The 26,390-nt window shown below is 56.7% G+C and carries 25 protein-coding genes, 1 tRNA gene and 1 pseudogene; 12 read left to right on the top strand and 15 right to left on the bottom strand.

The window, feature by feature from the left end; genetic code table 11:
* The first annotated feature begins 122 nt into the window (after positions 1–122).
* Genes ACR0IK_RS14995 through tcuB form a run of 3 tightly spaced genes read left to right on the top strand, consistent with a single transcriptional unit; the run spans position 123 to position 3,278 of the window.
* Entirely contained in the window at positions 123–803 is a 681-nt protein-coding gene (locus ACR0IK_RS14995) for a GntR family transcriptional regulator (protein ID WP_480594370.1), read from the top strand.
* Positions 804–814: 11 nt separating this feature from the next.
* Positions 815–2,209 carry an FAD-dependent tricarballylate dehydrogenase TcuA gene (gene tcuA, locus ACR0IK_RS15000; RefSeq protein ID WP_480642056.1) on the top strand — a complete coding sequence of 465 codons (1,395 nt, stop codon included), beginning with the start codon at positions 815–817 and terminating at the stop codon, positions 2,207–2,209.
* A complete protein-coding gene (tcuB, locus tag ACR0IK_RS15005) occupies positions 2,199–3,278 on the top strand; it encodes a tricarballylate utilization 4Fe-4S protein TcuB (protein WP_480642057.1) in 1,080 nt (359 codons plus the stop codon). The genes tcuA and tcuB overlap by 11 nt, the downstream gene beginning before the upstream one ends.
* 589 nt (positions 3,279–3,867) lie before the next feature.
* On the opposite strand, the gene ACR0IK_RS15010 is transcribed toward tcuB, so the two are convergent.
* Positions 3,868–5,364 (bottom strand): di-heme oxidoredictase family protein, encoded by a 1,497-nt coding sequence (locus tag ACR0IK_RS15010; protein WP_480642058.1) that lies wholly within the window; start codon positions 5,362–5,364, stop codon positions 3,868–3,870.
* 339 nt (positions 5,365–5,703) lie between these two features.
* On the opposite strand from ACR0IK_RS15010, the gene ACR0IK_RS15015 reads away from it, so the two are divergent.
* The 3 genes from ACR0IK_RS15015 (at position 5,704) to ACR0IK_RS15025 (ending at position 7,269) form a co-directional block, all read left to right on the top strand.
* Positions 5,704–6,225, top strand: a complete 522-nt coding sequence (locus ACR0IK_RS15015) for a hypothetical protein (protein ID WP_480642059.1) — start codon at positions 5,704–5,706, stop codon at positions 6,223–6,225.
* 76 nt (positions 6,226–6,301) lie between these two features.
* The gene (locus ACR0IK_RS15020) at positions 6,302–6,736 is read left to right on the top strand and encodes a hypothetical protein (RefSeq protein ID WP_480594365.1); all 435 of its coding nucleotides are present in this window, start codon (positions 6,302–6,304) and stop codon (positions 6,734–6,736) included.
* 53 nt (positions 6,737–6,789) lie between these two features.
* Positions 6,790–7,269 carry a helix-turn-helix transcriptional regulator gene (locus ACR0IK_RS15025; RefSeq protein WP_480642060.1) on the top strand — a complete coding sequence of 160 codons (480 nt, stop codon included), beginning with the start codon at positions 6,790–6,792 and terminating at the stop codon, positions 7,267–7,269.
* Positions 7,270–7,607: 338 nt separating this feature from the next.
* Here the strand turns inward: ACR0IK_RS15025 and ACR0IK_RS15030 are convergent, their stop codons facing one another.
* Complete coding sequence (locus ACR0IK_RS15030) at positions 7,608–8,120, bottom strand: methyltransferase family protein (protein ID WP_480642061.1); 513 nt, start codon at positions 8,118–8,120, stop codon at positions 7,608–7,610.
* A 63-nt stretch (positions 8,121–8,183) separates the two neighbouring features.
* Complete coding sequence (locus tag ACR0IK_RS15035) at positions 8,184–9,140, bottom strand: isopenicillin N synthase family dioxygenase (protein WP_480642062.1); 957 nt, start codon at positions 9,138–9,140, stop codon at positions 8,184–8,186.
* Between the two features lie 220 nt (positions 9,141–9,360).
* Between ACR0IK_RS15035 and ACR0IK_RS15040 the strand changes: the two are divergent.
* A pseudogene (locus ACR0IK_RS15040) lies at positions 9,361–9,504 on the top strand (integrase core domain-containing protein); the annotation flags it as partial.
* 111 nt (positions 9,505–9,615) lie between these two features.
* Here the strand turns inward: ACR0IK_RS15040 and ACR0IK_RS15045 are convergent.
* The 6 genes from ACR0IK_RS15045 to ACR0IK_RS15070 all read right to left on the bottom strand — a co-directional run bounded on the left by ACR0IK_RS15045 (position 9,616) and on the right by ACR0IK_RS15070 (position 12,234).
* Positions 9,616–9,729: a hypothetical protein gene (locus ACR0IK_RS15045; protein WP_480642183.1), complete on the bottom strand. Its 114-nt coding sequence runs from the start codon at positions 9,727–9,729 to the stop codon at positions 9,616–9,618.
* A gap of 91 nt (positions 9,730–9,820) precedes the next feature.
* On the bottom strand, positions 9,821–10,135 hold the full coding sequence (locus ACR0IK_RS15050) for a cytochrome b/b6 domain-containing protein (protein WP_480642063.1): 315 nt from the start codon (positions 10,133–10,135) through the stop codon (positions 9,821–9,823).
* 83 nt (positions 10,136–10,218) lie between these two features.
* Positions 10,219–10,401: a hypothetical protein gene (locus ACR0IK_RS15055; RefSeq protein ID WP_480642064.1), complete on the bottom strand. Its 183-nt coding sequence runs from the start codon at positions 10,399–10,401 to the stop codon at positions 10,219–10,221.
* A 3-nt stretch (positions 10,402–10,404) separates the two neighbouring features.
* Complete coding sequence (locus ACR0IK_RS15060) at positions 10,405–10,668, bottom strand: hypothetical protein (RefSeq protein ID WP_480642065.1); 264 nt, start codon at positions 10,666–10,668, stop codon at positions 10,405–10,407.
* Positions 10,669–10,751: 83 nt separating this feature from the next.
* Positions 10,752–11,828, bottom strand: a complete 1,077-nt coding sequence (locus tag ACR0IK_RS15065; RefSeq protein ID WP_480642066.1) for a CDGSH iron-sulfur domain-containing protein — start codon at positions 11,826–11,828, stop codon at positions 10,752–10,754.
* Positions 11,829–11,865: 37 nt separating this feature from the next.
* Positions 11,866–12,234 (bottom strand): antibiotic biosynthesis monooxygenase family protein, encoded by a 369-nt coding sequence (locus tag ACR0IK_RS15070; protein ID WP_480642067.1) that lies wholly within the window; start codon positions 12,232–12,234, stop codon positions 11,866–11,868.
* 101 nt (positions 12,235–12,335) lie between these two features.
* On the opposite strand from ACR0IK_RS15070, the gene ACR0IK_RS15075 reads away from it, so the two are divergent.
* Complete coding sequence (locus tag ACR0IK_RS15075; RefSeq protein WP_480642068.1) at positions 12,336–12,806, top strand: MarR family winged helix-turn-helix transcriptional regulator; 471 nt, start codon at positions 12,336–12,338, stop codon at positions 12,804–12,806.
* A gap of 478 nt (positions 12,807–13,284) precedes the next feature.
* Here the strand turns inward: ACR0IK_RS15075 and pdxR are convergent, their stop codons facing one another.
* Entirely contained in the window at positions 13,285–14,721 is a 1,437-nt protein-coding gene (pdxR, locus tag ACR0IK_RS15080; RefSeq protein ID WP_480642069.1) for a MocR-like pyridoxine biosynthesis transcription factor PdxR, read from the bottom strand.
* A gap of 60 nt (positions 14,722–14,781) precedes the next feature.
* On the opposite strand from pdxR, the gene ACR0IK_RS15085 reads away from it, so the two are divergent.
* Positions 14,782–15,432: a pyridoxamine 5'-phosphate oxidase family protein gene (locus ACR0IK_RS15085; RefSeq protein WP_480642070.1), complete on the top strand. Its 651-nt coding sequence runs from the start codon at positions 14,782–14,784 to the stop codon at positions 15,430–15,432.
* A 9-nt stretch (positions 15,433–15,441) separates the two neighbouring features.
* Positions 15,442–16,188 carry a pyridoxine 5'-phosphate synthase gene (locus tag ACR0IK_RS15090; RefSeq protein ID WP_480642071.1) on the top strand — a complete coding sequence of 249 codons (747 nt, stop codon included), beginning with the start codon at positions 15,442–15,444 and terminating at the stop codon, positions 16,186–16,188.
* 119 nt (positions 16,189–16,307) lie between these two features.
* Here ACR0IK_RS15090 and ACR0IK_RS15095 read toward each other — a convergent pair whose 3' ends face one another.
* The 5 genes from ACR0IK_RS15095 to ACR0IK_RS15115 form a co-directional block, all read right to left on the bottom strand.
* Positions 16,308–18,428 (bottom strand): CHASE2 domain-containing protein, encoded by a 2,121-nt coding sequence (locus ACR0IK_RS15095; protein WP_480642072.1) that lies wholly within the window; start codon positions 18,426–18,428, stop codon positions 16,308–16,310.
* Positions 18,429–18,634: 206 nt separating this feature from the next.
* The gene (locus tag ACR0IK_RS15100; RefSeq protein ID WP_480642073.1) at positions 18,635–19,516 is read right to left on the bottom strand and encodes a FecR family protein; all 882 of its coding nucleotides are present in this window, start codon (positions 19,514–19,516) and stop codon (positions 18,635–18,637) included.
* 599 nt (positions 19,517–20,115) lie between these two features.
* A complete protein-coding gene (locus tag ACR0IK_RS15105) occupies positions 20,116–21,777 on the bottom strand; it encodes a GMC family oxidoreductase (RefSeq protein WP_480642074.1) in 1,662 nt (553 codons plus the stop codon).
* Positions 21,778–22,105: 328 nt separating this feature from the next.
* Positions 22,106–23,728: an AMP-binding protein gene (locus tag ACR0IK_RS15110; protein WP_480642075.1), complete on the bottom strand. Its 1,623-nt coding sequence runs from the start codon at positions 23,726–23,728 to the stop codon at positions 22,106–22,108.
* Between the two features lie 35 nt (positions 23,729–23,763).
* Positions 23,764–24,939 carry an acyl-CoA dehydrogenase family protein gene (locus ACR0IK_RS15115; RefSeq protein ID WP_480642076.1) on the bottom strand — a complete coding sequence of 392 codons (1,176 nt, stop codon included), beginning with the start codon at positions 24,937–24,939 and terminating at the stop codon, positions 23,764–23,766.
* A 103-nt stretch (positions 24,940–25,042) separates the two neighbouring features.
* On the opposite strand from ACR0IK_RS15115, the gene ACR0IK_RS15120 reads away from it, so the two are divergent.
* Together ACR0IK_RS15120 and ACR0IK_RS15125 are read left to right on the top strand one after the other, a co-directional pair.
* The gene (locus tag ACR0IK_RS15120; RefSeq protein WP_480642077.1) at positions 25,043–25,924 is read left to right on the top strand and encodes a LysR family transcriptional regulator; all 882 of its coding nucleotides are present in this window, start codon (positions 25,043–25,045) and stop codon (positions 25,922–25,924) included.
* A 257-nt stretch (positions 25,925–26,181) separates the two neighbouring features.
* Positions 26,182–26,271: transfer RNA gene (locus ACR0IK_RS15125), tRNA-Ser, on the top strand.
* Positions 26,272–26,390: the final 119 nt, after the last annotated feature.

Genomic DNA, 26,390 nt, shown 5'->3' on the forward strand with positions numbered 1-26,390 from the left:
GCCCTTTTTTTTACAGCAGAGGGTGCGTTGATCTGAGTGGACAAAGCGCCGATTCCGGTGTGGTTGACTCACTGTGTATCCAAATGTATACAAGTGGACGCAAGAAGACAAGTGAGCGTTTTATGACCCTTCAGGACGATCCGTTGCAGCCTGGCCCACAAGGAAATTCCGCTTACCAGCGCCTGCTGGATGAGATTCGTGATGGAAGCCTGCTGCCCGGCGAACGGCTGCGCGAGATTGAGCTGTCCGAGAGACTGGGTGTCAGCCGCACTCCTGTGCGCGAAGCGATCCGACAGCTAGAAGCGGATGGGTTGGTTACGCACATCCCCCGGCAGGGCGCAACGGTGCGCAGCTTGGATTACGCCGAGGTGATGGAACTCTATGAGATGCGCGCTGTGCTCGAGGGCACTGCGGCCCGCCTTGCGGCACGGGCGGCGTCAGATGTCGAGCTGGATGAGCTGGACGTGTTGAATGACAGGTTGGCCGAAGCAGGCACCGGCCCGGATGCCGCGCGGATCAATCGGATTTTCCATGCGACCCTTCTGGATGCAGCCAAGAACCGGTTTCTGGCAAAATCGATGTTGTCTCTACAGAAGGCGCTGTTGATCTTAGGCCCGTCGCAATTGCTGGACGGCGACCGAGCCGAGGCCGCAGTGGCCGAACATCGCCTTATCATGGCCGCCTTGAAAACCCGTGATGGCGCGTCGGCTGAGAATGAGATGCGCGCTCATATCCACGCAGCACAACGCATGCGCATTCGCGCGTTGCAGGAACGCGACCGTACAACCGACCAAACTCAATAGGCAGAAACGACATGGCCGCCCAACCGGAAGTCTATGATATCGCTGTGATTGGCGGAGGGAACGCCGCCCTCTGCGCCGCTATGACCGCCGCCGAAGCAGGCGCGCGTGTTCTCATCCTTGAAACGGCGCCAAAACCCTATCGTGGTGGAAACTCGCGCCACACCCGCAACTTTCGCTGTATGCACTCTAGCCCGTTGGGCCCGCTGGTCGAAGAATACAGCGAAGACGAATACCTGTCGGATCTGCTTAAGGTTACCGGGGGCAAAACCGACAAAGATCTGGCGCGCCTCGCAATCCGCACGTCTGAGGAATGCCTTCCCTGGATGGAGGAGCACGGGGTCCGGTTCCAGCCCTCTCTGTCGGGGACTCTGTCGCTAGCGCGGACAAATGCGTTCTTCATGGGCGGCGGTAAATCGCTGGTAAACGCCTATTACCGGACAGCGACGCGGCTGGGAGTCGAAGTCCTTTACGAAGCTGCCGTCACGCATCTGGAATTGAACGGGGACCAGATCGCATGGGTGGACTATACATGTGAAGGTCAATCCCATCGCATCACGCCCAAAGCGGTCATCGTCGCTTCGGGCGGGTTTCAGGCTGACACGGATTGGCTGACCCGCGCGTGGGGGCCTGCGGCACGCAATTTCCTGATCCGCGGCACGCCCTATAATCGGGGTGTCGTGCTGGCTGATCTTCTGGATCAAGGCGTTGAGAGCGTTGGTGATCCGACCCAATGCCACGCTGTTGCAATCGACGGGCGCGCGCCGAAATTCGACGGCGGCATCGTCACCCGCCTGGACTGCGTTCCGTTCTCAATTGTCGTCAACAAGGATGCCGAGCGGTTCTATGACGAGGGCGAGGACGTTTGGCCCAAGCGTTACGCGATCTGGGGTCGCCTGGTGGCAGCCCAGCCGGATCAGGTGGGTTATGTGATCATTGACACCAAGTCGCTGAACCTGTTCATGCCGTCGGTTTTTCCGCCGTTAAAGGCGGACACGTTGGAGGAACTGGCCAAAATGATGGGTCTGCCCGCCGAAAAGCTGACCACGACCGTCGCGGAATTCAATGGCGCCTGTGGGGATACAAGCGGCTTTCATCCAACTGAGTTGGACGGCGTTTCCACTTCGGGTCTTACCCCGCCCAAAACAAACTGGGCACGTCCGATAACTGAGCCTCCTTACTACGGATATTCACTGCGTACCGGTGTGACCTTCACCTATCTGGGTCTGAAGGTGGATGAAACTGCGCAGTGTTCGACGCCAAACGGCAAGATCAAGAACCTCTGGGCGGCAGGAGAAGCCATGGCTGGATCGATTTTGGGGCAGGGTTATCTGGCCGGGTTCGGCATGACCATCGGAACCGTCTTCGGACGCATTGCAGGACGAGAGGCCGCTTCTTATGCGAACTGAACTGATCCAGGAAGCCCGCCGTCAGGCTGAGATCTGCAATGCCTGCCGGTATTGCGAAGGCTATTGCTCGGTCTTTCCGTCGCTTCACGCCGAACGCGCATTCTCGGACGGCGATATCACGCAATTGGCCAACCTCTGCCACAACTGCCGGGGTTGCTACTACGCCTGTCAATACACGGCCCCGCACGAGTTCGATCTGAACCTGCCCAAAGCGCTGGCAGAGGTGCGGCGGGACAGTTGGGAAAGCTTCGCCTGGCCGCAACCCGTGGCGCGCCGCTTCCATACCCATGGTGGAGCGATCGCTCTGGCTCTGGTCGTCGGCTTCGCACTTTTGTTTTGGGCCGTTCACGTGATCGGCTCCGCTGGGGGCGAAGGCTTCTACGCTGTCCTCTCTCACAATGCGATGGTGGCGATCTTTGCTCCGGCTTTCCTTCTACCACTGTTTAGCATTGGGATCAGCCTTCGGCGCTATTGGCATGTGATTGGAGGCAAACCGATCCAACCCGGCGACTTGAATGCCGCGCTAAGACGAGCAGCCAAAATGCAGGATCTGGCTGCCGGCCATGGGGAGGGTTGCAATTTCGAGGACGAAGACCGCTTTAGTCAGGCCCGTCGCCACGTGCATCATGCAATCATGTACGGGTTTCTGCTATGTTTCGCCTCAACTTCGGTAGCTACGATCATGCATTACGGTTTCGGCTTGCACGCACCTTACGGGTTCTGGTCATTACCAAAGCTGTTCGGTGTATCAGGGGGTTTATTGCTTACCGTCGGTTGCTGCGCGATGGTGTTGCTGAAACAGAAATCAGACCGCAACCTCGGCGACGTTTCCGCTTGGGGCGGAGACATCGGATTCATCCTGCTGCTAGGGTTTGTTGGGTTAAGCGGGCTTGTTCTTTACGCTTTCGGTTCATCGGCCCTGATGCCTGCGATGCTTACCATCCATCTTGGATCGGTCCTGGCCCTCTTCCTCCTTACGCCCTACACAAAAATGGCTCACGGTTTCTATAGGCTTGCTGCACTCATCCGGGATGCGCAACGAAAAAGAGATTTGTCGGTGGTCCGCTAAAGACCAGTCGCCTGTTCCTGCTGATCTGCCACGTGGCGAATGCGGAAGGGGGCGGGGCAATGCTATTCGACTGTGGTGGTGCGGTCCGCAGGCACAGCCGAAGACACAGTGTTGTCTAATAGGGTTGCCCGAGGGTGAGGACAGTGGCCTCACCCTGGCAGCCAGACGTTTGGCTCGTCAAAGCCCTGCTGGCCCTCAAAAAAGTGGAGGGGCCGACAGCCCCACCACAACTAGTAGGACGGCCCATTCCTGTCGTTCGCCGATGGATGTCTTTGCTGAGGTGCGTCCCGGCAAACCAGTCATTTTCTCCAAAAGTTTGCGATACAACCAAGAAGACTGGCAACCCACGTACGGTTCAACTTCTGTTAGGTCACACGATAATGGACAGTACAGTTGGGTGTCTGGGTTCTGAATTAGACGGCGCACTTGTGGTTGCAGAAGCTGTTGAAATCTGATGACACGGGCCGCCACACATTCATGAAGCAATCGCTGCCCGCCTTCCAGACGTTCACTGAACACGCAATATCCGGGAAGCTAGAATTCACACGGCACCGGCCAAATCCGACGTTCAACTTTTCTCAACCAGCACTTATTCTTCGACCGTCTTATATATTGTTAGATTCTCCAGAAAGGCGACGATTTTAGTTTGTTCGCTTTCGCTGAGGCGGTTGTAGACAGTGGCGCTGTCTGAGGCTTCACCCGCATGACTCGTTATTGCTTCTTGCAACGTGGTCGCCCGGCCATCGTGTAACCAGGGTCCAGTTGCCCCGACACCCGCCAGTGATCGCGTCAGAAACATAGATGCCCCCAACCCAAGAGGGTCATCGGGATCTGCCAAGTCGGATCCCATATCGTGTCGTTTGAAATCTGTGTACCATCGGGCCACTGGCTCACCTTCGGCATTCTGCCCCATAGCACCTAGATGGTGGATTGAACCGTCCAGCAGCTTAATCGAGTTGTTGGGTTGATCTCCGGCCAGATTGAATGTGATTGCACTGACGACGTTCAAGCCATGAGTATTCGGGTCTGATCCATCTGGAAACCTGACATCGTAGAAACCCGGAATTTCGCTGGGTTCTTTGAACGTTGTGTCCCGAAGGCTCATCGCTGGCGTGTGACAACTGGTGCAGCCGGTTTGAGCGAATAGCGCCTCTCCTGCCAGAATATCGGTTCTTTCGGACTCAGAAAGGTCGATCAACCCCAGATCGGCCAGTTCAATCTTGGTTACTGGTCGTTCGAGGGCTGCCATGTATATTGTAAGCGCCGTCACATCGCCAACGGTCAACTCATTCACCACACCATCGAAGTCGCCATCCCGGCCTCCGACAAGCTCGACGGCCTGTAGTCCCAGTTCATTGTGCGCAGCATTCCTCGTGAATGCTCTGATCGTTGCATGATTACCTTTCCATCCAAACGGTTTGATCACGAGGTCCGGGTCGATGCCACTCAATCCGCTGGAATCCGTGTCGACGGAACAGGGGTTTTGAGAAGTACGCGTCAGTGTCAACGTTCCATAGTCTACGCCTTTGGACTCTAACTGAATTGAGGCGCGACCCGAAGTGCAGGCAACCTGATGGGCTGCATCTCGCTGTTGATAAAGGTCCGCGCTAATTTCTTCTGCAAGTCGCTGAGGGATACCAAGTGCAAACAGGGGGAGTGTATTTCTTTCAAGATATCTGGTTGCGTCGCCCGAATGTGCGGGATCCACAAGCACGTTGACTGCAACGTCACCGGCCCCATTGGCAATCGGTGCGTTGTGACAGGCAATACAAGATGTCGCGTTAGCCCCTCCTTCGCGCTTTGGAAAATGCGAAGCCCACTCTGATGGGTCGGCGAGATCAGCCCGCGGAATACGCGTAAAAAGACGGCCTTCGCCGATATTCGCACCGACCCCGCGCGCTGCGTCAAAGCTGAACTCGGTCAGTTCATCCCCCGCCTCGAAAGCCTCCAGAAACGCCTTGGTTACCTCTTCGTTCTGTATCATGCGCGATAACTCGTGCTGATCGACGGGCGCAGGTTCCTCCTCTGCATAGGCCGTCAAAGGCATTAGGCTTACCATAATAAAGCTCAGGGTGCTTGGTCGCATTTCGTGTCCACTTCTCGGTCGCGAGGTTCGTCTTGTAGTGACGGCTGAAGGGACTTGGTTGGCATGTTTTCCGATCAGAAAACCATTGAACCCAGGCTGCGAAAGGACGTTCTAAGCCAAAGTCATATAGACGTCTGACACTGAAATTCTCATCGTGAAGAACGTATTTTGAACGCGTCGATCCTGCGCATTTCGGCCATGCTACGCGGGTCTGCGACTTTGGCTTATTCGGCCAAAAATCAGGCTCGCGTCCAGTATTCCGATCGAAGTTTTCACTGCATCTAGGCTTCACGGCACCAATCCAAGCCGCGTTAAATCTTACAAACAGGAAGAAAAAACATGCGTACTCTCTCACTCCCTCACAGCCCGTTGATCCTAGCTGCCCTTATCACCGCAGTGTCGTTCCAGCCGCTACTTGCCAAAAGCATCTCGGTTGTTGACCCGAGTACAGGCCAAACCGTCGAACTGTCCGAAGTGGATTTCGAAGCATTGTCCGAGGAAGAACGTGCCGATATTCGGGATCAGCTGAAAGAACAGGGAGTCCAGCCCCGAGGCCGTGATCGGAACGCCATTGATTTTTCAGAGGTAGAGGTCGTCGACCCATCAACCGGCGAAACCGTAGCGCTGGGGGATATCGACCACTCAAGCCTGAGCCCCGAAGATCGGCGGAACATCGGCGATCAACTGGCCGAACAAGGAATCCCTGCTGGGCGCGGCGGGCACGACAGTGAAGGCCGAAGTGCGGAATCCGGCAGCGAGACGGCTGACTCTGGCGAAAGGGGCGGCAGTGGCGAAGGTCGTGGAGGTCGCGGCGGCGAAGGTCGTGGCGGCCACGGCGGTCGAGGCGGTCCTCGCGGGTAACACAAAGCCACCGCGCACCGGTTGACACGGTGCGCGGTAACCACTTAGCCAAAATGCAAAGGTATGGGAACTTTTGATGCGTAGATCACATATCCTCGCAAGCCTCGCGATGGTCATGCTCCTGCACTCGCCGGCGCAGGCGCAGGTATCCGTTGCTGATGATGTCATCGCGCGGATTGAGGCCGAAGGTTACACGGTTGACGAAGTGAAACGGTCTTGGCTGGGCCGCATCGTCATCACCGCGAGCGATCAGAATGAACTGCGCGAGGTGGTGCTGAACCGTACGTCCGGAGAGGTATTGCGAGATCAAAGGTTCTCGAAGGAATCGCACGGCGACGAGCGTGCTGAACCGCCAGCCAATGAACCAAACGAACGTGTTCAGCCGAGAGAACCAAATGCGCATGGCGGTTCCAAAGGGGCTGGCAAATCCGATGGCCCCAAAGGGGCTGGCAAATCCGGCGGTCCAAAAGGGGGTGGCGGACATGGCGGCCCCGGTAAAAACGGTGGGTGATCCGGAATGAGACAACCTGCTGAAACGGAATTGACCTGCGCACGGTGCCGCGCATGATGAACCGCGCATGGGTCGTATGGACCCTTGTCCTTATCCAGTGCCTGTGTGGTGCGTATTTCCTGTGGGAAATTCTGGCATCAATTTTGGGTATCCCATCGGTTCCGCTACGTTGGAATGTGCGAGAGCTTGTCGAAGCAGGCGCCAGTATCGGGCTGATACTTGGCGCATTTCTGGGTGTCCGGCTTGCGCTCGTGGCCCAAAAAGCGACACACCGGGCCGAAACGGCCCGCCGGATCACGTCCGGCGAGTTCACGACCGTAGTAGAGGCGTATTTCGAGAAGCTCGGCTTGACTGGCGCGGAAACAGAGATCGCGTGGCTTGTTCTGAAAGGGATGTCTATGGCTGAGATCGCCAATCTGAGACAAACCCGAATTGGAACCGTTAAGGCTCAATGTACTGCGATTTACAGAAAGGCGGGAGTGTCTGGCAAAAGCCAATTGATCTCACAGCTCGTTGAGGACCTTCTGTTCTAGACACAAATTGGATCAGATGACGCTAAGGTGCTTACTCGATACAGCGCACCAACGTTACATAGAAGTCCAGAATCTGCTCAGCTGCACGCAATTCAAGGCGTGCTCGGGAAGTCGAAGTCGGACGGCTTACTTAAATTTCTTGGTACTGAAATCAGCGATGCAGCTGCAATTCCAGCACCCATTGCAATTCGGTCACACGGCTAATGTTGTGGACGGTCTGTTCCCGACATTCGTCTCATCTCAACTATGCTGCGGCGCGGCTCTTTAATTCAGTTGTTCGCGATGACCGTGAATCCACAGTATGAACTAGTTAACATTCAGTGCATACAACTTACGTTTCAATTGCCGTCGGCGTCTGGGGACTCATACGGACTTAACATGGGAACCCATCGTGGCACTGCCGCCTTGTACCGTAAGTATTCCTCGCCAAAGCGTCGCTCTAGTCCCGGTTCCTCCACGAATTTGAAGTAAATTGTATTTAGGAAAAAAAACGTGATTGCCCAACCGAGCAAGTGCGGGCTGTCCAGAGCCACTGCTTCCGCCACTATCAAAAGAACGACCGATGAAAGCATGGGATTGCGAACAAAGCGATAAGGCCCGCTGACTACAAATCTTTGGGGTGGATCCCACGGCGCCGGAGTTCCATCCCCCTCCAGAACAAACAGTTTCATCGTGTTGACAGCCAAAGCAAGCGCAGGGAAAGCCAAAAACGCTGCCACTGCCCAATGCAGGCGCGTCCCCATGCTTTCGTCGAATGGCCAACGGTCGCTGTACCATTGGATTAAAATCGGGATATAGATCAGCGCTGTTCCCGGAAGGATAAGCACCGCCTTCATCATGCGCCAAAACACTGAGGATCCTCACCACAACGTGTTTATCATTTTTGCGCTGCCCCGCCGCCTTCTGTGTGCATTCTATGGTAACGACTTGTTGGTCTGATGCGCATCATAACTGGCTTCCAGTTCGTTCCTCAAAAATTCTCCAAAGTTCAGTGGGCCAAACCTTGCATCGCCTGTGTACGGGAGAGGCGCAATTTCCGCAGATACATGAGGATCGTAAAAGAACGGCACGGAATAGCGCTCTCGTCCGGTTGAATTGATCACCCGGTGCGGGGTGGACAAGAGCTTTCCGTTGGACAGGCGGTGCAGCATATCACCGACATTGACCACGAATGCATCTTCGATTGGTGGTGCATCCACCCAAAGACCGGCAGGTGTCTGCACTTGCAACCCGCCAACATCGTCTTGTGCGAGTAAAGTCAAGCATCCAAAATCCCTGTGCGGTGCGGATCCAAACATATCATCGGGCGCTTGCGGAGGTTGCGGCGGATAGTGGAGCAGACGTAACCAGATCGTTGGTGTTTCAAATGCAGCAAGGAACGAGCGATCCGTCACACCGATCGCGTCCAATGCCAACGCCATTAGTTTGTGCCCCAACACGGTCATCGCCTTGGCATAGGCCTCACACGCCTCACGAAACCCTTCCAGATCCGGCCACTGGTTTGGCCCAGACAGGTATACTTCAGGGTCAATCTCTGAGTCCTCGCGCATCATCATGAACGACCCGGATTGGTTTGGTTTGGTTACTTTGGCAAGGTCGGAATTCACATCCGTAGAGGTATTAATGGCGATGTAACCGCGGTGGCATTTATCAAGCGTGATTGTCTGCTTTTCGCTCTCAGGAAGCGCATGAAACTTCTTTGAGGCGGCAAACACGGCGGCACGTAAGGCAGGATCCACGCCGTGATTGACAACATAGCCAAATCCGGTCTCGCCGTAGGTTTTGGCAAAATCCAAGGTAAGGCTGGATGTGTCTTCGCCATTAATCAGTGGCGCCAGATCAAGCACCGGGATATCAGTAAATTCAGTCATCTGAGGTCTCCAAAGTGTATTGCTAGAAAGTGTGCAAATGGAGGCCTGCTATCCAGCAAAACGCTTTCTGCGATGAGCACTGTGACGCTCGAGGACGACATGATGGATGAACTTTGACATGCACAACACGCTATGACGGACAAAACCCCCGATCAACCTCAAAACATCACCGGCCCAGACCTGCCGTTGCACACATCGTCAAGTGCAGCGGCGCGGCTTCAAGGACGCGCGGCTCAACAGTGAGATCTTCCACAGCCTAAGCGAAGCTCAAATCCTGATCGAACAATGGAGGAGACACTACAACACAAAACGCCCACACAGTGCACCGGGCTATCGCCCGCCAGCCGCCGAAACAATCACTCCGATGGATCACAGGCCGAGAATGCACCGACAATCAACTTGGATCAGTCAGCTGAGGCTGCTCACATTCCGTTGTTGTTGTCTCGAAAAAGTTCTCGAGGGGGAGAGGCCTGTTTCATTTTGCGTTGTGCCACATCCGTGCGAGCGCGCCGTCCTTCTTGACAAACTGGTGGTAGAGCGCCGCTCCTGCATGAATCACAAGCAAGCCAACCATCAGCCTTGCGCACATCCCGTGTGGCACACGTGGTGGCAGTTGGAAGAATCGGGATGCGGTGCTGTGGACTCCCAAAAAAGGATATCTCCAGCAACAGGGGGTATCATCAAGCTGATGCCGCTGGCCACCATGCCGAGAATGACGATGTAAAACAGCGCATGAACCGCTTTGCCGACGAAAATCTGCCTGGTCGGGTCAGCGGCAACTGGATCTGGCTTGCGGTCTGCGAACTTCCACCAAGCGAGCAAAAAAATTCCGTAAACACAAGGATGGCTAGCCCTAATGACGCATGGAGATTAGAAATCGCTTCTTTCGCGGCGCTATCAAGCATGAGTGCAGCCCGAAAACCCGATCCTAATTGACGCAGGATCAATAGCGTGCTCAGCCAATGAATGGTAACAGCCACCGTTCCATATTTCATACGTGAGCTTTTGATTTCCGTGCTGCAGTGGGTGGGTGAAGAGGTACGACCACCCAAAATGCTGTGGGTTCGTTCCCAGAGGTCTATTTGCCAGTATCCGCCGCGCGGCAAGCACGGTTGGCGTTGTATCCCTGCAAAAGTTCATCTTCGCCGAGAAACGCATTATCATTGATGCCTGCGTTTCGGAAGTCGGCGATCATCGACTTGTTGAATTCGGAGTTGTTGATCCGGCCACTACTGCCACGGTCCCAGTCCGCAAACAGCATTTTCTAAGCGGTGTCATAGATGTGCCGCTGCCCTTCGTCCTCGGCAATAGATTCAAAACCGAAGCCCCGCTCCTTGAGCCCCTCGAATGCAATGCCGCCATCATCATTGCCATCCATGGAGACGAATAGGTCTTTCCCAAAGGCAGTGATTTGTCCCATATCGGTCAGCCCTCTGTGATTGCTTTCATTGGAGGCGAAAATGAGCTTTGCCAGCTCCTGACCCGTTCCGATATCGTTTGTTTCGGCAAGGGACAGTGTTGAGATCAAGAGGCTGGCAGCGCAAGCAATCAGTGCTTTTTCAAAGATACAGCTCCTAACGCCTATAGGTTAAGAGAAGTTTGGAGTTCGATTCAGCCGGTCCAACCGATATCGGCATGCGACCCGTCACAAAAAGGTTTGTTTTTTGAGGCACCGCACCGACACAGGACATACTTTTCCATGGAAGCCGCCTGGACTTGAACACCTGAGGCCAGTCGGATCTGTGTCACACGATAGGGCCCGTCTTTTTCGATTGTGATCCCGGGCGCGTCATGCGTGATGTGTTGTGGTGATCCGCCCGGTTCACTCCAGGACAGCGCCCCGGAGGGACACGCCCCAATCACACCCCTGATGTCATCCGGGGTCGCATTGTCAGGCGCGATCCAGGGGTCTCGCTTGGTGTCGAAAACGGTTTTCAATGTCGCTCCACATACTCCCGCGTGTGAGCAGAGCAAGCGGTTGTAGTAGATATCAAGCTGCTCACCCTCGAAGACTTTTACGCCATCGGGAGTGCGGTCCGGTGAGGGTTCCGAGGAAAAGCCAAATTCACTGTGCGACCCGTCGCAATAGGGTTTCTTCTTCGATTGCCCGCAGCGACACAAGGCAACAACTGAGCCCGCGTCAAGCTCCTGACCGTCATAGTTGGTGAGCCGTGGAACGGATTTGGCTACCAACGGCCCTGCGGGGCGCTCTTCTATTACCGGCTTTTGCAGGTTCGTGGATTCCGCGCGCGGGCCACCGATACGCCCTGTCATGGTAAGGCCATCGCGAATATTGAGACCCATCATGGTCAGGTTTGCGGCTCCAGCGATCAGCTCGACCGCCTGAACCGTGTAGAAGACGGTATCGAATTCGCCCGCGGTAGCTTTGCCTGCCAGAAACCATGCTGATGGCAACAGGACCAGAAGCCCATTCATCGCAATGATGGGCATTCGTTTCTTCTTTGCGACCGCCTTGGTATCCGTTCGGTTCTTACCCATCACAGTGCCCGATCCGCCCGCAATTACCATTGCCGGGATCAGGATAAACATGCCTTTGAGGATCAAACCCTTAACAGCTGCGACCGTCGCGTGGCTCGCAAACAGCTCACTGATTGCCGTGGACGTCCAGAAGAGAAGGATCATCAGGAAGCCGATTCCGCCTGCTATTGCGTGAATGCGTGTTTTCATCTTTGCATCCTCTGATCAGTTTTTGATTAGGTGTCCGTCAGGCCGCGCAGCAGTTGGGCACAGCAATTTTTTCAAAGAGATGCGGTGCCGTTACTGCGCTGGATGGGTAATGACTGAGCGCATTCTGAAACTCTGGGTTCAAAAATGCCGCACGGAAGTCATCCACAGAATCCCAAACGGCGTAATTCAAAAACATGCTGCTTTCGCCGATGGCCTTGTGCAGCTGCGTGCTGATGTAACCCGGCTGCTTTTTCATCCAGAGCGCATCCTCTTTCCAGGCTTCAACCAAAGCACCCTGATCTGCCGTATCCACTGTGAACAGGTTGACCAAAACAACAGGTCCGGCTTCGACGCTCAATTGCTGTTCAATTGGAAACTCGGGATCCAGAGATTTGAAGTTGACCATGTGTCTTGCTCCGTGAGTGGGTGCTTTAATTGGTGACATGTTGTCGTTTCTTTTTCATTAATCATATTGACTATATGTTGTCAACAGGCCAGATTGCTCGCATGGCAAACGAACAATGGACAGAGGCCGGAAAGGCGGTGACGGCGCTAATCCTGGACGTGTTTCGACTGAATGGCAGATTGCAGCTCGCTGGAGATCGTCTGGTGGCTGATCTTGGACTAACCAGCGCGCGCTGGCAGATCCTTGGGGCGATCGCCTATGCGGAGCGCCCCGAATCTGTCGCATGGCATGCTCGAACGATGGGGGTTCATCGCCAGGGTGTTCAGCGCATCGTCAATGAGATGGAAAAGGAAGGAATCATAGAGTTTCGACCAAACCCGCATCACAAGCGCGCGCAACTCGTTACGCTAACGTCAGAAGGTCAAAAACTGTTCGATGCCGCTATCGCGCTGCAAGTTCCATGGGTGAACGAACTGTCCAAAGGTCTTTCGACTGAAGACATCGCGACCACACAAAAGGTCATCGGCTTCCTGAGGGCGCGTGTACAGGAGGCGTTGTCTTCGCAGGACTAGCGCTCCAAACAATACGGACTCTTGTTCAGTTCGCTGCATTTGCTGTTGTGGGATCGCCGCAATCGCTCTCTACGCGCGCGATCAGTTGCGGCTATCAGGAGGATTGAAGTGATGGTGAGTTTGATCCGCAGACGAGTGGACCACTCAACCAGAGATCGCTTCACATATAAATTCGTTCTGCTACGTTTAGCGTGGCGTTCAAGGACATCTTTAATGTTGAATTCCATCCACCAGTTCCAAGGATGAGTTGGAGCAGCTTTGTCTTTGAAAGCGGCATTCAGCCTTTCCTTACTTGAGACGGATATCAACGTTAACAAGCAGAAAGACTGTCGAAGCAGGTGAATCTCCCCCTCACAGTCTCCGCGTTTCCAAATAACGAAAGTACTTATTGTGCTTTCATGATATCACGTTTCTCCGGCGCTGGTGTAAAGCTACACCATGTGCTGGAGCGGTTCTGGCGGCTGCTTTTCACGACAGTTCAGGCGTGTGTGCGAAGGAGGGTGATCAATCGATCTGCCGCGTCCGAGAGCGTGTCCTCGTCAAAAGCCGCATATCCAAGCAACAAGCCTTGCAGTTTTTCGGGCAGAACGCAGTGGGCTGACAAGGCGTTGACGCGCAGACCGTTTTGCTCGGCAAGTTTGCCTATCTCAAGATCCGACATTCGGTCAACCAGCGGTGCCTTTGGCGACAGGCACAAGTGCATTCCCGAGGAGTCAGGCTGAAGATTCAGAAGGCCCGCTACCGGGGACAGCGCTTCAAGCAGGTGGCTCTGACGCCGTGCATAGACCCGCCGCATCCGTCGCAGGTGCATCGCAAACTCTCCGCTGTTCATGAACGCTGCCAAAGCGGGTTGCGGGATCAACGAGGCGCGCGGACCGACGCGGCCAAGATAGGCCAGGGTGTTGTGTAAAAATCTCTTGGGAACAACCAGGTACCCGATCCTCAGCGCGGGGCTGACCAGTTTCGAAAAGCTGCCGAGGTAAATCGTGTTCGTCAGGCCGTCCAGACCCGAGAGGGACGGCAAAGGTTGCCCGCGATATCGGAACTCGCTGTCATAGTCATCTTCTATCACTGCCGCTCCGGTTTGCCGCGCCCAATCCAGCAGAGCAACCCGGCGGGACAGGGGTAGGCTCACACCCGTAGGATAGTGCCGCGAGGGGGTAACGATCGTGGCATGTATGCCCTGCGGAATTCTGGCCACGTCCAGCCCGTCCCGATCGATACGGACGGGACGGGCACTGTTGCCCGTGTCGGCAAGGATCGTGTGCAATTTGGGCCAGCAGGGATCCTCGATCGCAACATGTTTACCTGCACCAAGCAGACCATAGAAAATCACCTCGAAAGCCTCGCGTGCGCCCGAGGTGATGACCACCTGACCGGGATCACAGTTCAAATGACGCCACGCGGAAAGGTGGTCCGAAATCGCTTCGCGTAGCGGATACCAGCCCAGAGGATCCGGGCGCGTCAAAAGCTCGGGTGCCGGGCTGCGCCATGCGCGTTCAAGATGGCGGGCCCATTGCCGGTGCGGTAACAGGTTTTGATCAGGCAGCCCGGTTTGGAAGGGGCGCCATTCCGCAGTTACGGGACCCGCCGGGCGGGAAATTGGCTGTGGCTGCGACAGGTGGGTGATTTCGCTGGCAACAAAGGTTCCGCTGCCTTGCCGGGTGACCAGATATCCTTCGCTGATCATCTGGTCAAAGACCGCCTGAACCGTGGTGCGCGAGATCGAAAGCTCGGACGCCAGGGTCCGGCTGGCGGGCAGCCGCGCGCCGACCAGATTCGGCGACTTGGAGACAACGCGCCGCAACGCATCCAGCAACTGGGCCTGCAATGACGTCTTCAGCGACGCATCCAGCGAAATCGCGAACAGGTCGCGGTGCAAATTGGCCTTAGAAAAAGATTCAAAATTGGTCATTTGCCAAAACCCAATATCCGGGCATTACGATCATAGCAAGAACAAACCCGAGCTATGAATATGAACGAGACACTGGATATAACCGACAGAACGCGCCTACGCAGATCGCACGAGCGGGGGCATTTCGACCGCGCCACGATCAACCAAATTCTGGACGCGCAGCCCATTTGCAGCGTGGGATACGTGATTGATGGCAAGCCTTTTGTCACGCCGACGCTGCAGTGGCGTGAAGACAACCATGTCTATTGGCACGGCTCTTCGGCCAGTCGCGCGCTGCGCAACGCGCGCGACGCGCAGGTGTGTCTTTCGGTGGCGATCCTTGATGGCTTTGTGCTGGCCCGGTCCGGAATGCACCATTCGGTCAATTCGCGGTCGGTTACGCTGTTCGGGTCGGCATTCAAGATCGAAGACCCTGCGGAAAAACAGAAAAAGCTTGCCCGGTTTGTGAACGGCTTGTTTCCCGGGCGCTATGAAGGCCTGCGGCCGGATTATGCGCAGGATCTGAAGGCGACTATGGTGCTGGGCATGGAGATTTCCGAAGGCAGCGCCAAGATTCGCACCGGTGGACCCAAGGATGAGGAAGAGGATTACGGCCTGCCGATCTGGGCCGGTGTCATTCCCGTCAGCACCAAGGTCGGAGACCCGATCCCCGATCCCCGCAACATCGACGGTATCCCGATGCCCGCGCATGTGCAGACTTTTCAGTTGTAGGGCAATGACATGACAGACCTTTCGGTGAATCTGAACGTTGCTGCCTTGCTTCGAAACCGGCGCGAACACCCATGGCCGGATGTGGTGGATCTGGCCCGGATCGCCTTAGCTGCAGGTGCTGCTGGTGTGACCGTGCACCCCCGGCCAGACGAACGCCATACCCGACCCGGAGATGTACGGGCGCTGCGGGTGCTGCTTGATACAGAGTTTCCGGACCGGGAGCTGAATGTCGAAGGCTATCCCGATCCCCGGTTCCTGTCGCTTGTTCACGAGGTTCGCGCGGATCAGGTGACGCTTGTGCCGGATGATCCCACGCAGGCGACAAGCGACCATGGCTGGGATTACGAGACACAGGGCGCGATGCTGGCAGAGGTGGTTGCCGGGCTTAAGAGAAACGGCCATCGCGCGTCGCTGTTTAGCGACCCGGACGCGACACATATGGGTCCTGCAGCCCAGACAGGGGCGGATCGGGTCGAGCTTTATACTGGCCCGTTTGGTGGCGCCCACAGCGATCCCGTTGCTGAAGATCGGGAACTTGAACGTCTGGCTGAAGCAGCAGCCGCAGCCAAGAGGCAGGGCCTGCAGGTCAATGCGGGTCACGATCTGACGGTTGGCGGGACGCGCAAGCTGATTACCCGTATCCCGTCGATTACAGAGGTCTCTATCGGCCATGCGCTGTTCTGCGATGCTTTGACATTCGGGATGGCCGAAACTGTTCGCCGCTATCTGGGGTCCTGCGCGCCCGCCGAAGGATGAAGGCTTCCGGGGAACAGAGCCGTCGATTAGGGCAACGCTGAAAGCAGGAATGCACCCGGCCCTGGGTGGTCGTATGCACCTTGCCTGGCGGGCAAGCATGGCTGTCTGTTCTAAGCTCGTCACGCTGAGGACGTGCTTTCGCGCTCGTGGTGGCTGAAAATCAACTGGCTGGACTGGAACTCGGACCTGAAGTCCGCCGTTCGGCCGGACAGCGCGCCGTAGAATTTCAGCAGGCCGGGTTCGATGTGACGCGCCTGAGCAATGCAATCTTCGCAGATCGCCTCGACCTGATCCGGTGGCTGACGACCCCGAATGGCCTCAATCAGTTTCTTGTGGGTTGCGTCCAGCTTTTGAAACGCGGGCGTGTCCAGCATGGCCTTGTCGCCCACCAGAACAAACACAGGCTCCAGATCGGTGCGGCCTTTGAGGTCGACATACCCGGCCTCGAGCATGGCCATGTCGTGCCTGGTTTTTTCGTAAACCGAACAAGAAACCAGGATGTCATAGTTGACATGGCGGCAACATTGTTCGATCCGCGCTGCGACGTTCACCACATCCCCAATCACGGTGTAGTTGAACCGACGTTTGGACCCGATATTGCCGACACAGGCCCGACCGGTAGCGCAGCCCGTGGCAAGGGCAATCGGTGGCCGCCCAGTCATGGCGTCCGACGCATTGAATTCGATCAGCGCCTGCCGCATCAGCAGCGCCGCCTGTGCTGCGCGGCAAGGGTGGTTCTCGACTGGCAACGGCGCGTTCCAAAAGGCCATCACCGCATCGCCTATGAACTTGTCGATGGTGCCTCGTTCCAGCAGGATCTGATCCCCGATCTGTGAAAACAACTGGTTTAGCAGGGCGACAAGATCCGTGGCCGAAATCGACTCGGACAGCGGGGTGAAGCCTCGGATATCGGAAAACATCACAGTGATATCCTGCGTTTCCCCTCCTAGTTGCAGTTGATGACCTGTCCCCTCCATCTCATCCAGGATTTCGGGCGCGACATAGTGAGAAAAGATCTGTCGGATCACCCGCTTTTCGCGCTCTGTCGAAATGAACAGATAGCCCGCGAGAAGGCCGAAATTGGCCATGCCACCCATCAACGGAAAAGTGACATCGAACAGGATCAGCTGGTTCTGGAAGGCCAGCCAACTGATGCCGAGAACAACCGCCGCCGAGGCGCCACCCGCCACGAACGAGGCCACCGCGCCGAACCGGGCCATGACAGCCGTGACCACGATGCCCAGAGTGACGAAGGACAGCAATTCAAGGGCGGCGGTCACATCCGAGCGGCTCATCATTTCGCCGGTCAGAATTTGCTCCAGGATTTGCGCGTGGATCGACACTCCCGGAACGGATTCACCCAGCGCCGTCTGGTGCATGTCGAACAGTCCCGCAGCTGAGGTGCCGACCAATATGATGTGACCTTCGATTTCTGCGCGCAGAGCGGGGTTATCCGGGTCTTGCATGATATCGTCCGCCGACAGGTACAAATCCGGATTGTCACGTCTGTACCGGACCCAGACTTCGCCGTTTTCCGTGGTGGGCAGTCGGAACTCTCCGATCTCGACCGCCAACATGATACCAGCTTCGTCCGGTGTACCCTCGGCAATGATGATGGGCTCGTCCAATGCGACCCTGAGTGCCTCGACGCCCAGCCCCGGCAGCGTTCCGTCCGGGCCGCCCCACAGGATGGGAACGCGGCGTATGATACCCATGCCGCCCAGAGGTGAAACGTTGACCCCGCCGACACCTGCTGCGCTGCGATCCAGCGGCGGGGCGGGCGGCGTCCAATGAGGAACCGTGACCAGCCCCGCAGTTGGCGTTTCCCCGATTTCTATGATGCCGGCGTGGGGCGTGACGGCCCGCCCGTCGCCGGATTGCCGGGCCGCGGCACCCAAAACCACTGGCCAGTTGGCGATTTCCAGCGCGAACAGCACGTCGTTGTCCAGTTTCGAGGCATGATGGTCCACCGAAACCACGCCAGCAAGAGCAGGATCGTTCAGCAGGCGTGTGGGTGAGAACCTGTCGGGCTCAATGAACAGCATGTCAAAGGCGATGGAGGCAGCACCGTATTCGCCCAGGTTATTGACCATCTGAGCAAGCAGGGTTCTGGGCCAGGGCCATTGCCCCCAGTTAGCCAGCGACCGTTCGTCAATATCCACTACGCGAACTGGAAGGTCGGGGTTGTATTCCCGCGGCGAAATGCGTTGCAAAAGGTCAAAATAAATCAGCCGCGTCATTCGCACCGGGTAAGGATCGAGCACCCTTATGAAACATCCAAACAGAATCAGTCCGAGCCCCACAAACTGAAAGGCTCGCCGTCGCCCCGTTCTTTCCCTGGGCTTTCCGGTCACGTTAGCCTCCGAATGCCTTGGTCATCCCTGAACGTGCGGGTGCCGCCACGACATCGCCTGAACTGGTGTCATCTAGCGGTGCCATTATATCTTCAGCTGCCGCTGTTACCGCCATTCCCACCGGCGCCACCGCCGCCGGGAGCGCCCCCGAATCCTCCGGTGTCGCCGCCGCCGATTGTGCCGCCGCTTCCCGGACCACCGCTGCCCGAGCCACCACCGATCGAACCACCGCGCCCATCCCCGCTGCCGCTGCTGGCTCCGATGTTGCCGCCATTGCCGTTGCCGCTGCCGGTATTGCTGCCGATGTTGCCGCCATTCCCCTGACCGACGCTTTGCCCGGACGGAGTTTCACTGCGCGACTCCGCAGCCGCGGCGCTTTCAACACCGCCTGTTTCGCCGCGCTCGGGACTGGTTTCCCGCGCCTCGGACCGTTGCGGTGGCGGTGGCAGTGTGTCTGTTCCGCAACCTCTGAAGTCTACTTGCAAAGGGGCCAGCAGCTGTTCCTGCGACTGAACGAAGGGAAACCCCTTTTTCAGTGCCTTGTCATAGCTTTCCTGATCGACAGGGCGACCAATACTGCCGGCTTGTGTCGTTGCCAGAAGGCTGCACTGGCGCCCGGCTTCACGGCAATTGCCGTTCTGGCCGCACATTTCTACCCGCCCCTGCAAAACCAGCATGGCACTTTGAGTGCCGGGAACGACCCAAAGGTCGAAGGTTGTGCCCCGCACCGCCATTGTCGCGGTCGGAGTGTTGATGGAATAGGCGCGCTTTTTGCTCTTGCCGGAGATAAACCGAAAACTGCCACCCAATGCCTGAACCGCGAAATTCTTGGCCTTTCGGTTGCCGCGCAGCATTGTCACATCCAGCATCATGCGTGCGTTCGGACCGATGGCAATCTTGGTTTCGTCAACGAAAACAAGCTGAACCACACCGCTACGGTCGGTTGAAATGGAATCGCCGGAAGCAACTCCCATTCCAGCCTGCAACGGTTGGGTTTTCCCAGCGCGCGTGATGAGTGCGCCTTGTTTGACGCCTATTACTTTCCCGATTTCAGCTAAAACCTGCGATGGCAGCAGCAAAACACAACAAAAAACGAGTAACAGTCTCAACCAAGCCAAAACCAACTTCCTTCCCCCACAGGTGGTCTCGGGCGCAAAGCGCCCGCCGCTCGGTTCAGCCTCAAGAAATTCATTTGTATGAATTTGAACTTATTAAATCCATACAAATATGCCCTAAAACCTGCATATCTGGCAAGTTTTCTGTGTGAGATAGGCCGATACCTGAACCGAATGGCATCGACCTGATCATGTTTGAGGATCAGTTTGTTGCGGATCAGCTAGCATTGGCCGGGCTTTTCCAAAGCGGGGCGTCGCTCTCTGATCTGCTGCGCCCCGACCGTGGCGGGAACCTACAGTTTACTGAGCAAGGCCGGTGGCTTTGACACCGACAAGCGGCAGTCCAGAGGACAATCGGAACAGCATGCGCACTGTCCCTGCCGTTCCATGGTTCTTGGCCGCTGATTTGACACAAGACCCGGGTCCGCCCAAGAACCCGAGGCCACTGTGTGGTTGGGTTACCGACCGTCCAGAATCCAGCGTGCGGCCTTTTCCGCGATCATCAGGGTCGGGGCGTTGGTGTTGCCGCTGGTGATCTCGGGCATGATGCTAGCGTCAACTACGCGCAGCCCCTTGATGCCTTTGACCTTCAGATAGGGATCGACCACCGCGGTCGGATCGTCCTCGTGCCCCATCTTTGCCGTGCCTACAGGGTGAAAGATGGTGTTGGCGATGTCACCGGCCAGATTTGCCAGTTCTTCATCGGTCCGGAACTGAACACCCGGCTTCCATTCCTGCGGACTGTATTTCTGCATCGCTGGTTTGGACATGATCTCGCGCACTTGGCGCAGGCTGTCGGCAGCGACCTTGCGGTCATCCTTGGTGGCCAGATAGTTCGGCGTGATCATCGGCGCGTGGGTGTATTTGTTCGAGCGGATGCGAACGAGGCCACGGCTGGTCGGGTTCAGGTTGCAGACGCTGACGGTGATGGCCGGGAAATCGTGCAGATCTTCGCCAAAGGCTTCAAGGCTCAGCGGTTGGACGTGATATTCCAAGTTAGGATGAGCGCGGGACGGGTCGGACCGAGTGAAGGCCCCCAACTGACTGGGCGACATGCTCATCGGACCAGAGCGTTGCAGGGCATATTGCAGACCGATCCTGGCCTTGCCTAAAAGGCTGTTTGCCAGCGTATTGAGGGTTTTGGTTCCGTCTACCTTGAACACTGCGCGGATCTGCAGGTGGTCCTGCAGGTTTTCTCCAACAGCGGGCGCGTTCTGCACCACCTCAATTCCGTGGGACTTCAGAAACTCGGCATTGCCGATACCTGACAACTGCAGAATCTGTGGCGAGTTGATGGCACCTGCCGACAGGATGACCTCGGTGGAGGCACACACGGTCACCGAATGCCCCGCGCAATGCACTAACGCGCCGGAGCAGCGGGTTGCGCCATCGGGGGCAGTATCGAAGGTCAGGCGCTCGACCTGCGCTTCGGTCCAGATGGCCAGGTTCTGGCGCGCTTTCGCGGGGCGGAGGAAACCTTTCGAGGTGCTCCATCGCCAACCTGATTTCTGGTTCACATCGAAATAACCAACCCCGGCATTGTCGCCCGAATTAAAGTCATCGGTCGGTTCAATTCCTGCCTCGACTGCGGCGTTGGCAAAGGCATCCAGCACATCCCAGCGCAGACGCTGCTTTTCTACGCGCCATTCGCCGCCATGCCCATGCAGGTCCGAAAACCGGCTGTTGTTGCCGGTTTCCGGATCGGCGCCATTGTCCAGCTTGTAGTGGTTTTCATGTGCCTTGAAGTCCGGGACCGAGTTTTCCCAGCTCCAGTCTTCCTCTCCACTTAACTTGGCCCAGTTGTCATAGTCCCGCGCCTGACCGCGCATGTAGATCATGCCGTTGATTGAGGAACAGCCGCCCAATGTCCTGCCGCGTGGATAGAGTAGCGCGCGGCCGTTCAGGCCTTTGTCTGGCTCGGTCCGATACAGCCAATCGGTACGAGGATTACCGATGCAGTACAGATAGCCGACCGGGATGTGAATCCAGGGGTAGGTGTCCTTTTTACCGGCTTCCAGCAACAGCACTCTGTTCGACGGGTCCTTGCTGAGGCGATTGGCAAGCAGGCAACCGGCGGTGCCAGCCCCTACGACGATGTAATCAAACGTTTCGACAGGCATGGTCGGGCTCCGGGTCGGTGGGTTTGGGGCAGGGCGATATCAGACGCCACCAGGACGTTCTTCGAACAGAGCTGCAGATTAGGTCTTGAAGTCGTGCCGAACCGCACATCCGGCAATGCAACTTTGAATAGGCGCGGTATAAAGTGGGGCCGGATTATTTCACGGTAAGTGGTCATGATCGGGGCGACGTTAGCAAAAGGGGTGCTCCCCATCCAGAAGCCTTTCGCGGTTTCTTGGTGGGTTCGCATCTTGCTGCAAAGTGTCGGCCCCAAAGGATGGTCATCAGGGCGCGGCACAGGCTGTCCAAGGGATGAAAAGGGCCGGTCTTTCAGGGCTCTGCGGCTTTTATTTTTTCCCTGAGCTGGAATTTCTGGATTTTCCCGGTCGAAGTCTTGGGCAGGTCAGTAAACACCACTGACTTGGGTGCCTTGAACCCGGCCAAATGCTCGCGGCAAAACGCTATGATTTCGCGGCCCTCTGCTAGGTGGCCCGGTCGCAATTCGACAAAGGCACAGGGCACCTCGCCCCATTTGGGGTCGGGTTTGGCCACAACTGCGGCCGCCTGGATCGCGGGGTGGCGGTACAGAACGGCCTCGACCTCAACCGAGGATATGTTTTCACCGCCCGAGATGATGACGTCCTTCAATCTGTCCCGGATCTGCATGTAGCTGTCCGGGTTGACCACGGCGGCGTCTCCGGACCAGAAATACCCCTTGTCGAAAGCCTCGGTCGTGGCAGCAGCGTCCTTGTAATAACCCTTCATGACCGTATTGCCGCGAATGGTGATCTCACCCTGCGTTTCGCCATCCCGGGGGACGGTTTCCCAGCTGTCGCGGTCGATGACCTCAACAGATTCGACCATTGGAAAGGCGATGCCTTGTTGCGCTTGCAGTCGCGCCTGCTCGGCCGGGCTTTCATCGGCCCACTCTTCCTGCCACAGGCACTGAGAAATGTGGCCAAAGGTTTCGGTTAGGCCGTAGACCTGCATGACGTCCAGACCCATCGCCGTAGTTTTCTCCAAAACCGAAGGTGGGGGCGGCGCACCTGCGGTCATCACTTTGATGGCCGGGTAAAAAGGGGCGGTTCCGCTGTTGTCCAATTCGGCAAGCATCTGCAGTACGATTGGGGCCGCGCCCAAATGGGTCACGCCATGTTCGTGGATCGACGCCATAATCTTGTCTGCGGCCGGCACGCGGGTGAATACCATGGTTCCCCCCTGAAGTGCCATCACCCAAGGGTGCCCCCAGCCGTTGCAATGGAACATTGGCACAACGGACAGGTAAACCGGATAGCTGGGCATCTGCCACGCCGCCACAGTGCCAAGTGCCATCAGGTAAGCGCCGCGGTGGTGATACACCACGCCTTTCGGGCGCCCGGAGGTGCCCGAGGTATAGTTCAGCGCAATCGCGTCCCATTCATCCTCGGGCACAGCCGGGCCAGCGTATTCGCCTTTGTTCAAAAGCTCGCAATAGTCCTGCCCGCCAAGACTGTCTTGACCCGCGGCATTCGGGTCGGTGACTTCCACAACCGGGATATCACGACCGAGTAGTTCAAAGGCTTTGGACAAAAGTGGCACCAGCTCACGGTCGACAATCACCAGATTAGTGTCAGCATGATCCAGAATGTAGGCAACCGTCTCGGGTTCCAGCCGCGTGTTCAGTGTGTTCAATACGGCACCGGACAAGGGTACGGCGAAATGAAGCTCGAACAGTTCGGGTATATTGGGGCAGAGAACGGAAATCGTGTCGCCTTTGGTGATGCCCAATTCAGCCAACCCGCGCGCAACAGCGCGCGAGCGCTGGACAACTTCACCCCAATCGCGCCGCGTGTCCCCGTAAACAACCGCCGTGCGTTTTCCGTGCAGCGCCGCCGCCCGGTTCAGAAAGGATAGAGGGGACAGCGGCACATGGTTGGCCGCTGTCTTTTCCATCGCTTCAAAGTGTTTTTGCATGGTCAACCCTCCCAAACAGACCAGCGTGACTTGACTTAGGCTTCTCCGAAGCCTTTGGGGATTGGCAAGTCTGGCAGGTTTTTTGCCCGTTTCATCAGACTGCGCCCAATAACGACCCGGCTGATTTCCGTTGTACCGTCAACGATGCGCAGCATCTGGCTGAGCCGGGACAGGCGGTCGAGGCCATAGGGTTTTAGCAACCCCATCCCCCCAAGCACCTGCGTGCATGTATTGGCCGCCTTGATGGCCGCATCCGGAACAAATCGCTTGGCATGGGCCGCCATTACCGGTCCTTCAGGCGTTCCAAGCGCGTTTGCCGCCGCCCGGTACAACAAACGCGAGGCCTCCAGCTCGGTCGCAACATCGCCCAGCATCCATTGGATGCCATCCAGATCCAGGTTCTTGCCGCCAAACATTTTGCGGTTCTTGGAATAGCTCAGCGCCGTGTCCAGCGCGGCCTGCATCAATCCGCAACAGCCCGAGGCGATGGACACACGAGCGATGTCGATTGCCATCAGTGACCCCTGCAGCCCTTGTCCGACTGGCAGGATGATATTGTCCTCTGAGACGACGACATCTTTCATGTACATCTCGGACAGGGGCAGGAAGTTGTAGCTGGGCGTTTCATAACGCGGCCCAAAGCTCAGGCCCGGAGTGTCGGCCGGGATGGCGATCATCGCCATATCCTGATGGCCGGGCTGATCGGACGTCTTCACAACGGTGAAATAGATATCGGCTTCACCCGCTAGGCTGACCCAGGCCTTTGCGCCATTGATAGTCCATGTGCCATCTGTATTGATCACGGCGCGGCTGTACATGTTGGTGGCGTCAGAGCCCGATTGCGGTTCCGTCAACGCGAAGTTCGCAAGTTTCCGGCCGGATGTAAGATAACGCGCCCACTGCGCCTTGAATGCTTCGGTGCCAAAGCCGCACCCGGCGAAGGTGCAGATATTGTGCATCGACAACGCGAACGCATAGGCGCCATCGGCCATTCCAAGCTCTTCGTAAACCCGGATGCCGTCGCCAAGGGAAAGCCCCTGACCACCATATTTTTCGGGGGCATAAAGACCCGTAAGACCCGCAGCCCCAGCCTTGTCCGACACTGCACGCGGCCAAACTCCTGACTGGTTCCAGGCGTCAACGTTAGGAGCAACCTCAGCGGCCGCGTGTTCGCGCGCCATGTTCAAAATTTTTTCAATATCGGTGGACAAGTGAGGCCTCCCAGTTTCCGGCATTAGAATAGTTTTTTCTGTTTAAACGAGTTTTTTCTTCTACAATACGCGGAAAATTCTGAGCAGGAGATTGAATTTTTCAATGGCTGACAGCCTTCCGACACTCAAGGGTCTGAGAGCCTTCGAAGAGGCTTACTGGCATGGCAGCTTCACGCTGGCGGCCAAGGCGCTGAACGTGCAACAACCGGCGATAAGCTATCAGATCAAGAAGCTTGAGCAGGATCTTGGTGCCGTTCTCTTCGAGAAATCGCATGGGCGTCTGGTACCGACCCCGGACGCGAGTGAGCTCTATGACAGCGTGTCACGGGCTTTTCGAAACATACGAACGACGGCGGCCCGGATTCGCGCGAAAGAGGGCGATGGGGTTTTCGCAATCGCGACTTATCCGGGAATCGGAGCTTACTGGTTGTCTTCGCGCCTGCCGGAACTGTCCGAGCGGTTGGATGTTCAGGTAAAGGTAATCACCCTGGTCAAGGACGCGGACCTGTTTGTGGAGCCGGCAGATTGCTGGATTCTCTTTGGTCAAGGCCACTGGCCGGGATTCGAGGCCCGAAAGCTGATTGATGAAGCCGTTTGTCCTGTTGCCTCCCCCAGCCTGATCGAACGCTACCGGCAGCCAGATGGCAGCATTGACGTGTCCAGTATTCCGCTGATCGAACAGGAAGATCCGGAAAGGCGCTGGCTGAGTTGGGAGGCGTGGCTGGATCGCTCTCAAGACGATTGGCGCCTTTCGGACAACCGCGTCGTGGTCAATGATCACGGAATGGCGCTGCATCTTGCCCTGACCGGAGCCGGGGTAGCGCTTGGGTGGACGGGGATCATCCAGGACCTGATCGACGGACAAAGTCTGGTTCCCATGTCGACCCATCACGCACGATCGGATTTCGGATATTGGGTTCTTGGCCGCGAAGGCTTTTGGGACACAGCTCAGGGAGGGCTGGTCATCGACCTTTTGAAAAACTGACGGTGCATAGCTAGGTATCGGGGCATGTTTGACACCCGATGCTGCGCACGGGTGCGTACAGCCTCAATGTGTTTTGCGAATCTGCAACCTGTTCCCATTACACCCAGCTGAAATCGGTTGACCGGACATGGTCCGGAATCGGTTTAAGCAGTGCTATTTGGTGAGATTTCAAGTAGTTCCGGGATTTCTCAGAAAACTGCCAATCTGATCAGAATTGGCCTTGTATTTCCAGCGTTTGCAAGGATATACCCGTCGGCGGAGACGTGGCCGAGTGGTCGAAGGCGCTCCCCTGCTAAGGGAGTAGGCGGGAAACCGTCTCGAGGGTTCGAATCCCTTCGTCTCCGCCACCTACCTTTTTTCGTAGATACGGCGTGAAACTCGGCTTACCAAATTAATCTTTGGGCAAGTCTATGTTTCGGCTTTGGTGTACTGAGAGGCTTTGGTTGCGCAGTTTCTGGCACGCAAC

The sequence above is a fragment of the Ruegeria sp. BF7 genome, assembly GCF_056538605.1.

Coding starts and splice junctions, on each gene's coding strand:
- ACR0IK_RS15025 (WP_480642060.1), top strand. CDS start 6,790: ATGATGAACCGCGCATGGGTCGTATGGACCCTTGTCCTTATCCAGTGC.
- tcuA (WP_480642056.1), top strand. CDS start 815: ATGGCCGCCCAACCGGAAGTCTATGATATCGCTGTGATTGGCGGAGGG.
- ACR0IK_RS15095 (WP_480642072.1), bottom strand. CDS start 18,428: ATGACGCGGCTGATTTATTTTGACCTTTTGCAACGCATTTCGCCGCGG.
- ACR0IK_RS15100 (WP_480642073.1), bottom strand. CDS start 19,516: ATGGGAGTTGCTTCCGGCGATTCCATTTCAACCGACCGTAGCGGTGTG.
- ACR0IK_RS15015 (WP_480642059.1), top strand. CDS start 5,704: ATGCGTACTCTCTCACTCCCTCACAGCCCGTTGATCCTAGCTGCCCTT.
- ACR0IK_RS15105 (WP_480642074.1), bottom strand. CDS start 21,777: ATGCCTGTCGAAACGTTTGATTACATCGTCGTAGGGGCTGGCACCGCC.
- ACR0IK_RS14995 (WP_480594370.1), top strand. CDS start 123: ATGACCCTTCAGGACGATCCGTTGCAGCCTGGCCCACAAGGAAATTCC.
- pdxR (WP_480642069.1), bottom strand. CDS start 14,721: ATGACCAATTTTGAATCTTTTTCTAAGGCCAATTTGCACCGCGACCTG.
- ACR0IK_RS15090 (WP_480642071.1), top strand. CDS start 15,442: ATGACAGACCTTTCGGTGAATCTGAACGTTGCTGCCTTGCTTCGAAAC.
- ACR0IK_RS15010 (WP_480642058.1), bottom strand. CDS start 5,364: ATGCGACCAAGCACCCTGAGCTTTATTATGGTAAGCCTAATGCCTTTG.
- ACR0IK_RS15045 (WP_480642183.1), bottom strand. CDS start 9,729: ATGTGCGCAAGGCTGATGGTTGGCTTGCTTGTGATTCATGCAGGAGCG.
- ACR0IK_RS15065 (WP_480642066.1), bottom strand. CDS start 11,828: ATGAAAACACGCATTCACGCAATAGCAGGCGGAATCGGCTTCCTGATG.
- tcuB (WP_480642057.1), top strand. CDS start 2,199: ATGCGAACTGAACTGATCCAGGAAGCCCGCCGTCAGGCTGAGATCTGC.
- ACR0IK_RS15050 (WP_480642063.1), bottom strand. CDS start 10,135: ATGAAATATGGAACGGTGGCTGTTACCATTCATTGGCTGAGCACGCTA.
- ACR0IK_RS15075 (WP_480642068.1), top strand. CDS start 12,336: ATGGCAAACGAACAATGGACAGAGGCCGGAAAGGCGGTGACGGCGCTA.
- ACR0IK_RS15020 (WP_480594365.1), top strand. CDS start 6,302: ATGCGTAGATCACATATCCTCGCAAGCCTCGCGATGGTCATGCTCCTG.
- ACR0IK_RS15085 (WP_480642070.1), top strand. CDS start 14,782: ATGAACGAGACACTGGATATAACCGACAGAACGCGCCTACGCAGATCG.
- ACR0IK_RS15110 (WP_480642075.1), bottom strand. CDS start 23,728: ATGCAAAAACACTTTGAAGCGATGGAAAAGACAGCGGCCAACCATGTG.
- ACR0IK_RS15035 (WP_480642062.1), bottom strand. CDS start 9,140: ATGACTGAATTTACTGATATCCCGGTGCTTGATCTGGCGCCACTGATT.
- ACR0IK_RS15070 (WP_480642067.1), bottom strand. CDS start 12,234: ATGGTCAACTTCAAATCTCTGGATCCCGAGTTTCCAATTGAACAGCAA.
- ACR0IK_RS15055 (WP_480642064.1), bottom strand. CDS start 10,401: ATGCTGTTTGCGGACTGGGACCGTGGCAGTAGTGGCCGGATCAACAAC.
- ACR0IK_RS15120 (WP_480642077.1), top strand. CDS start 25,043: ATGGCTGACAGCCTTCCGACACTCAAGGGTCTGAGAGCCTTCGAAGAG.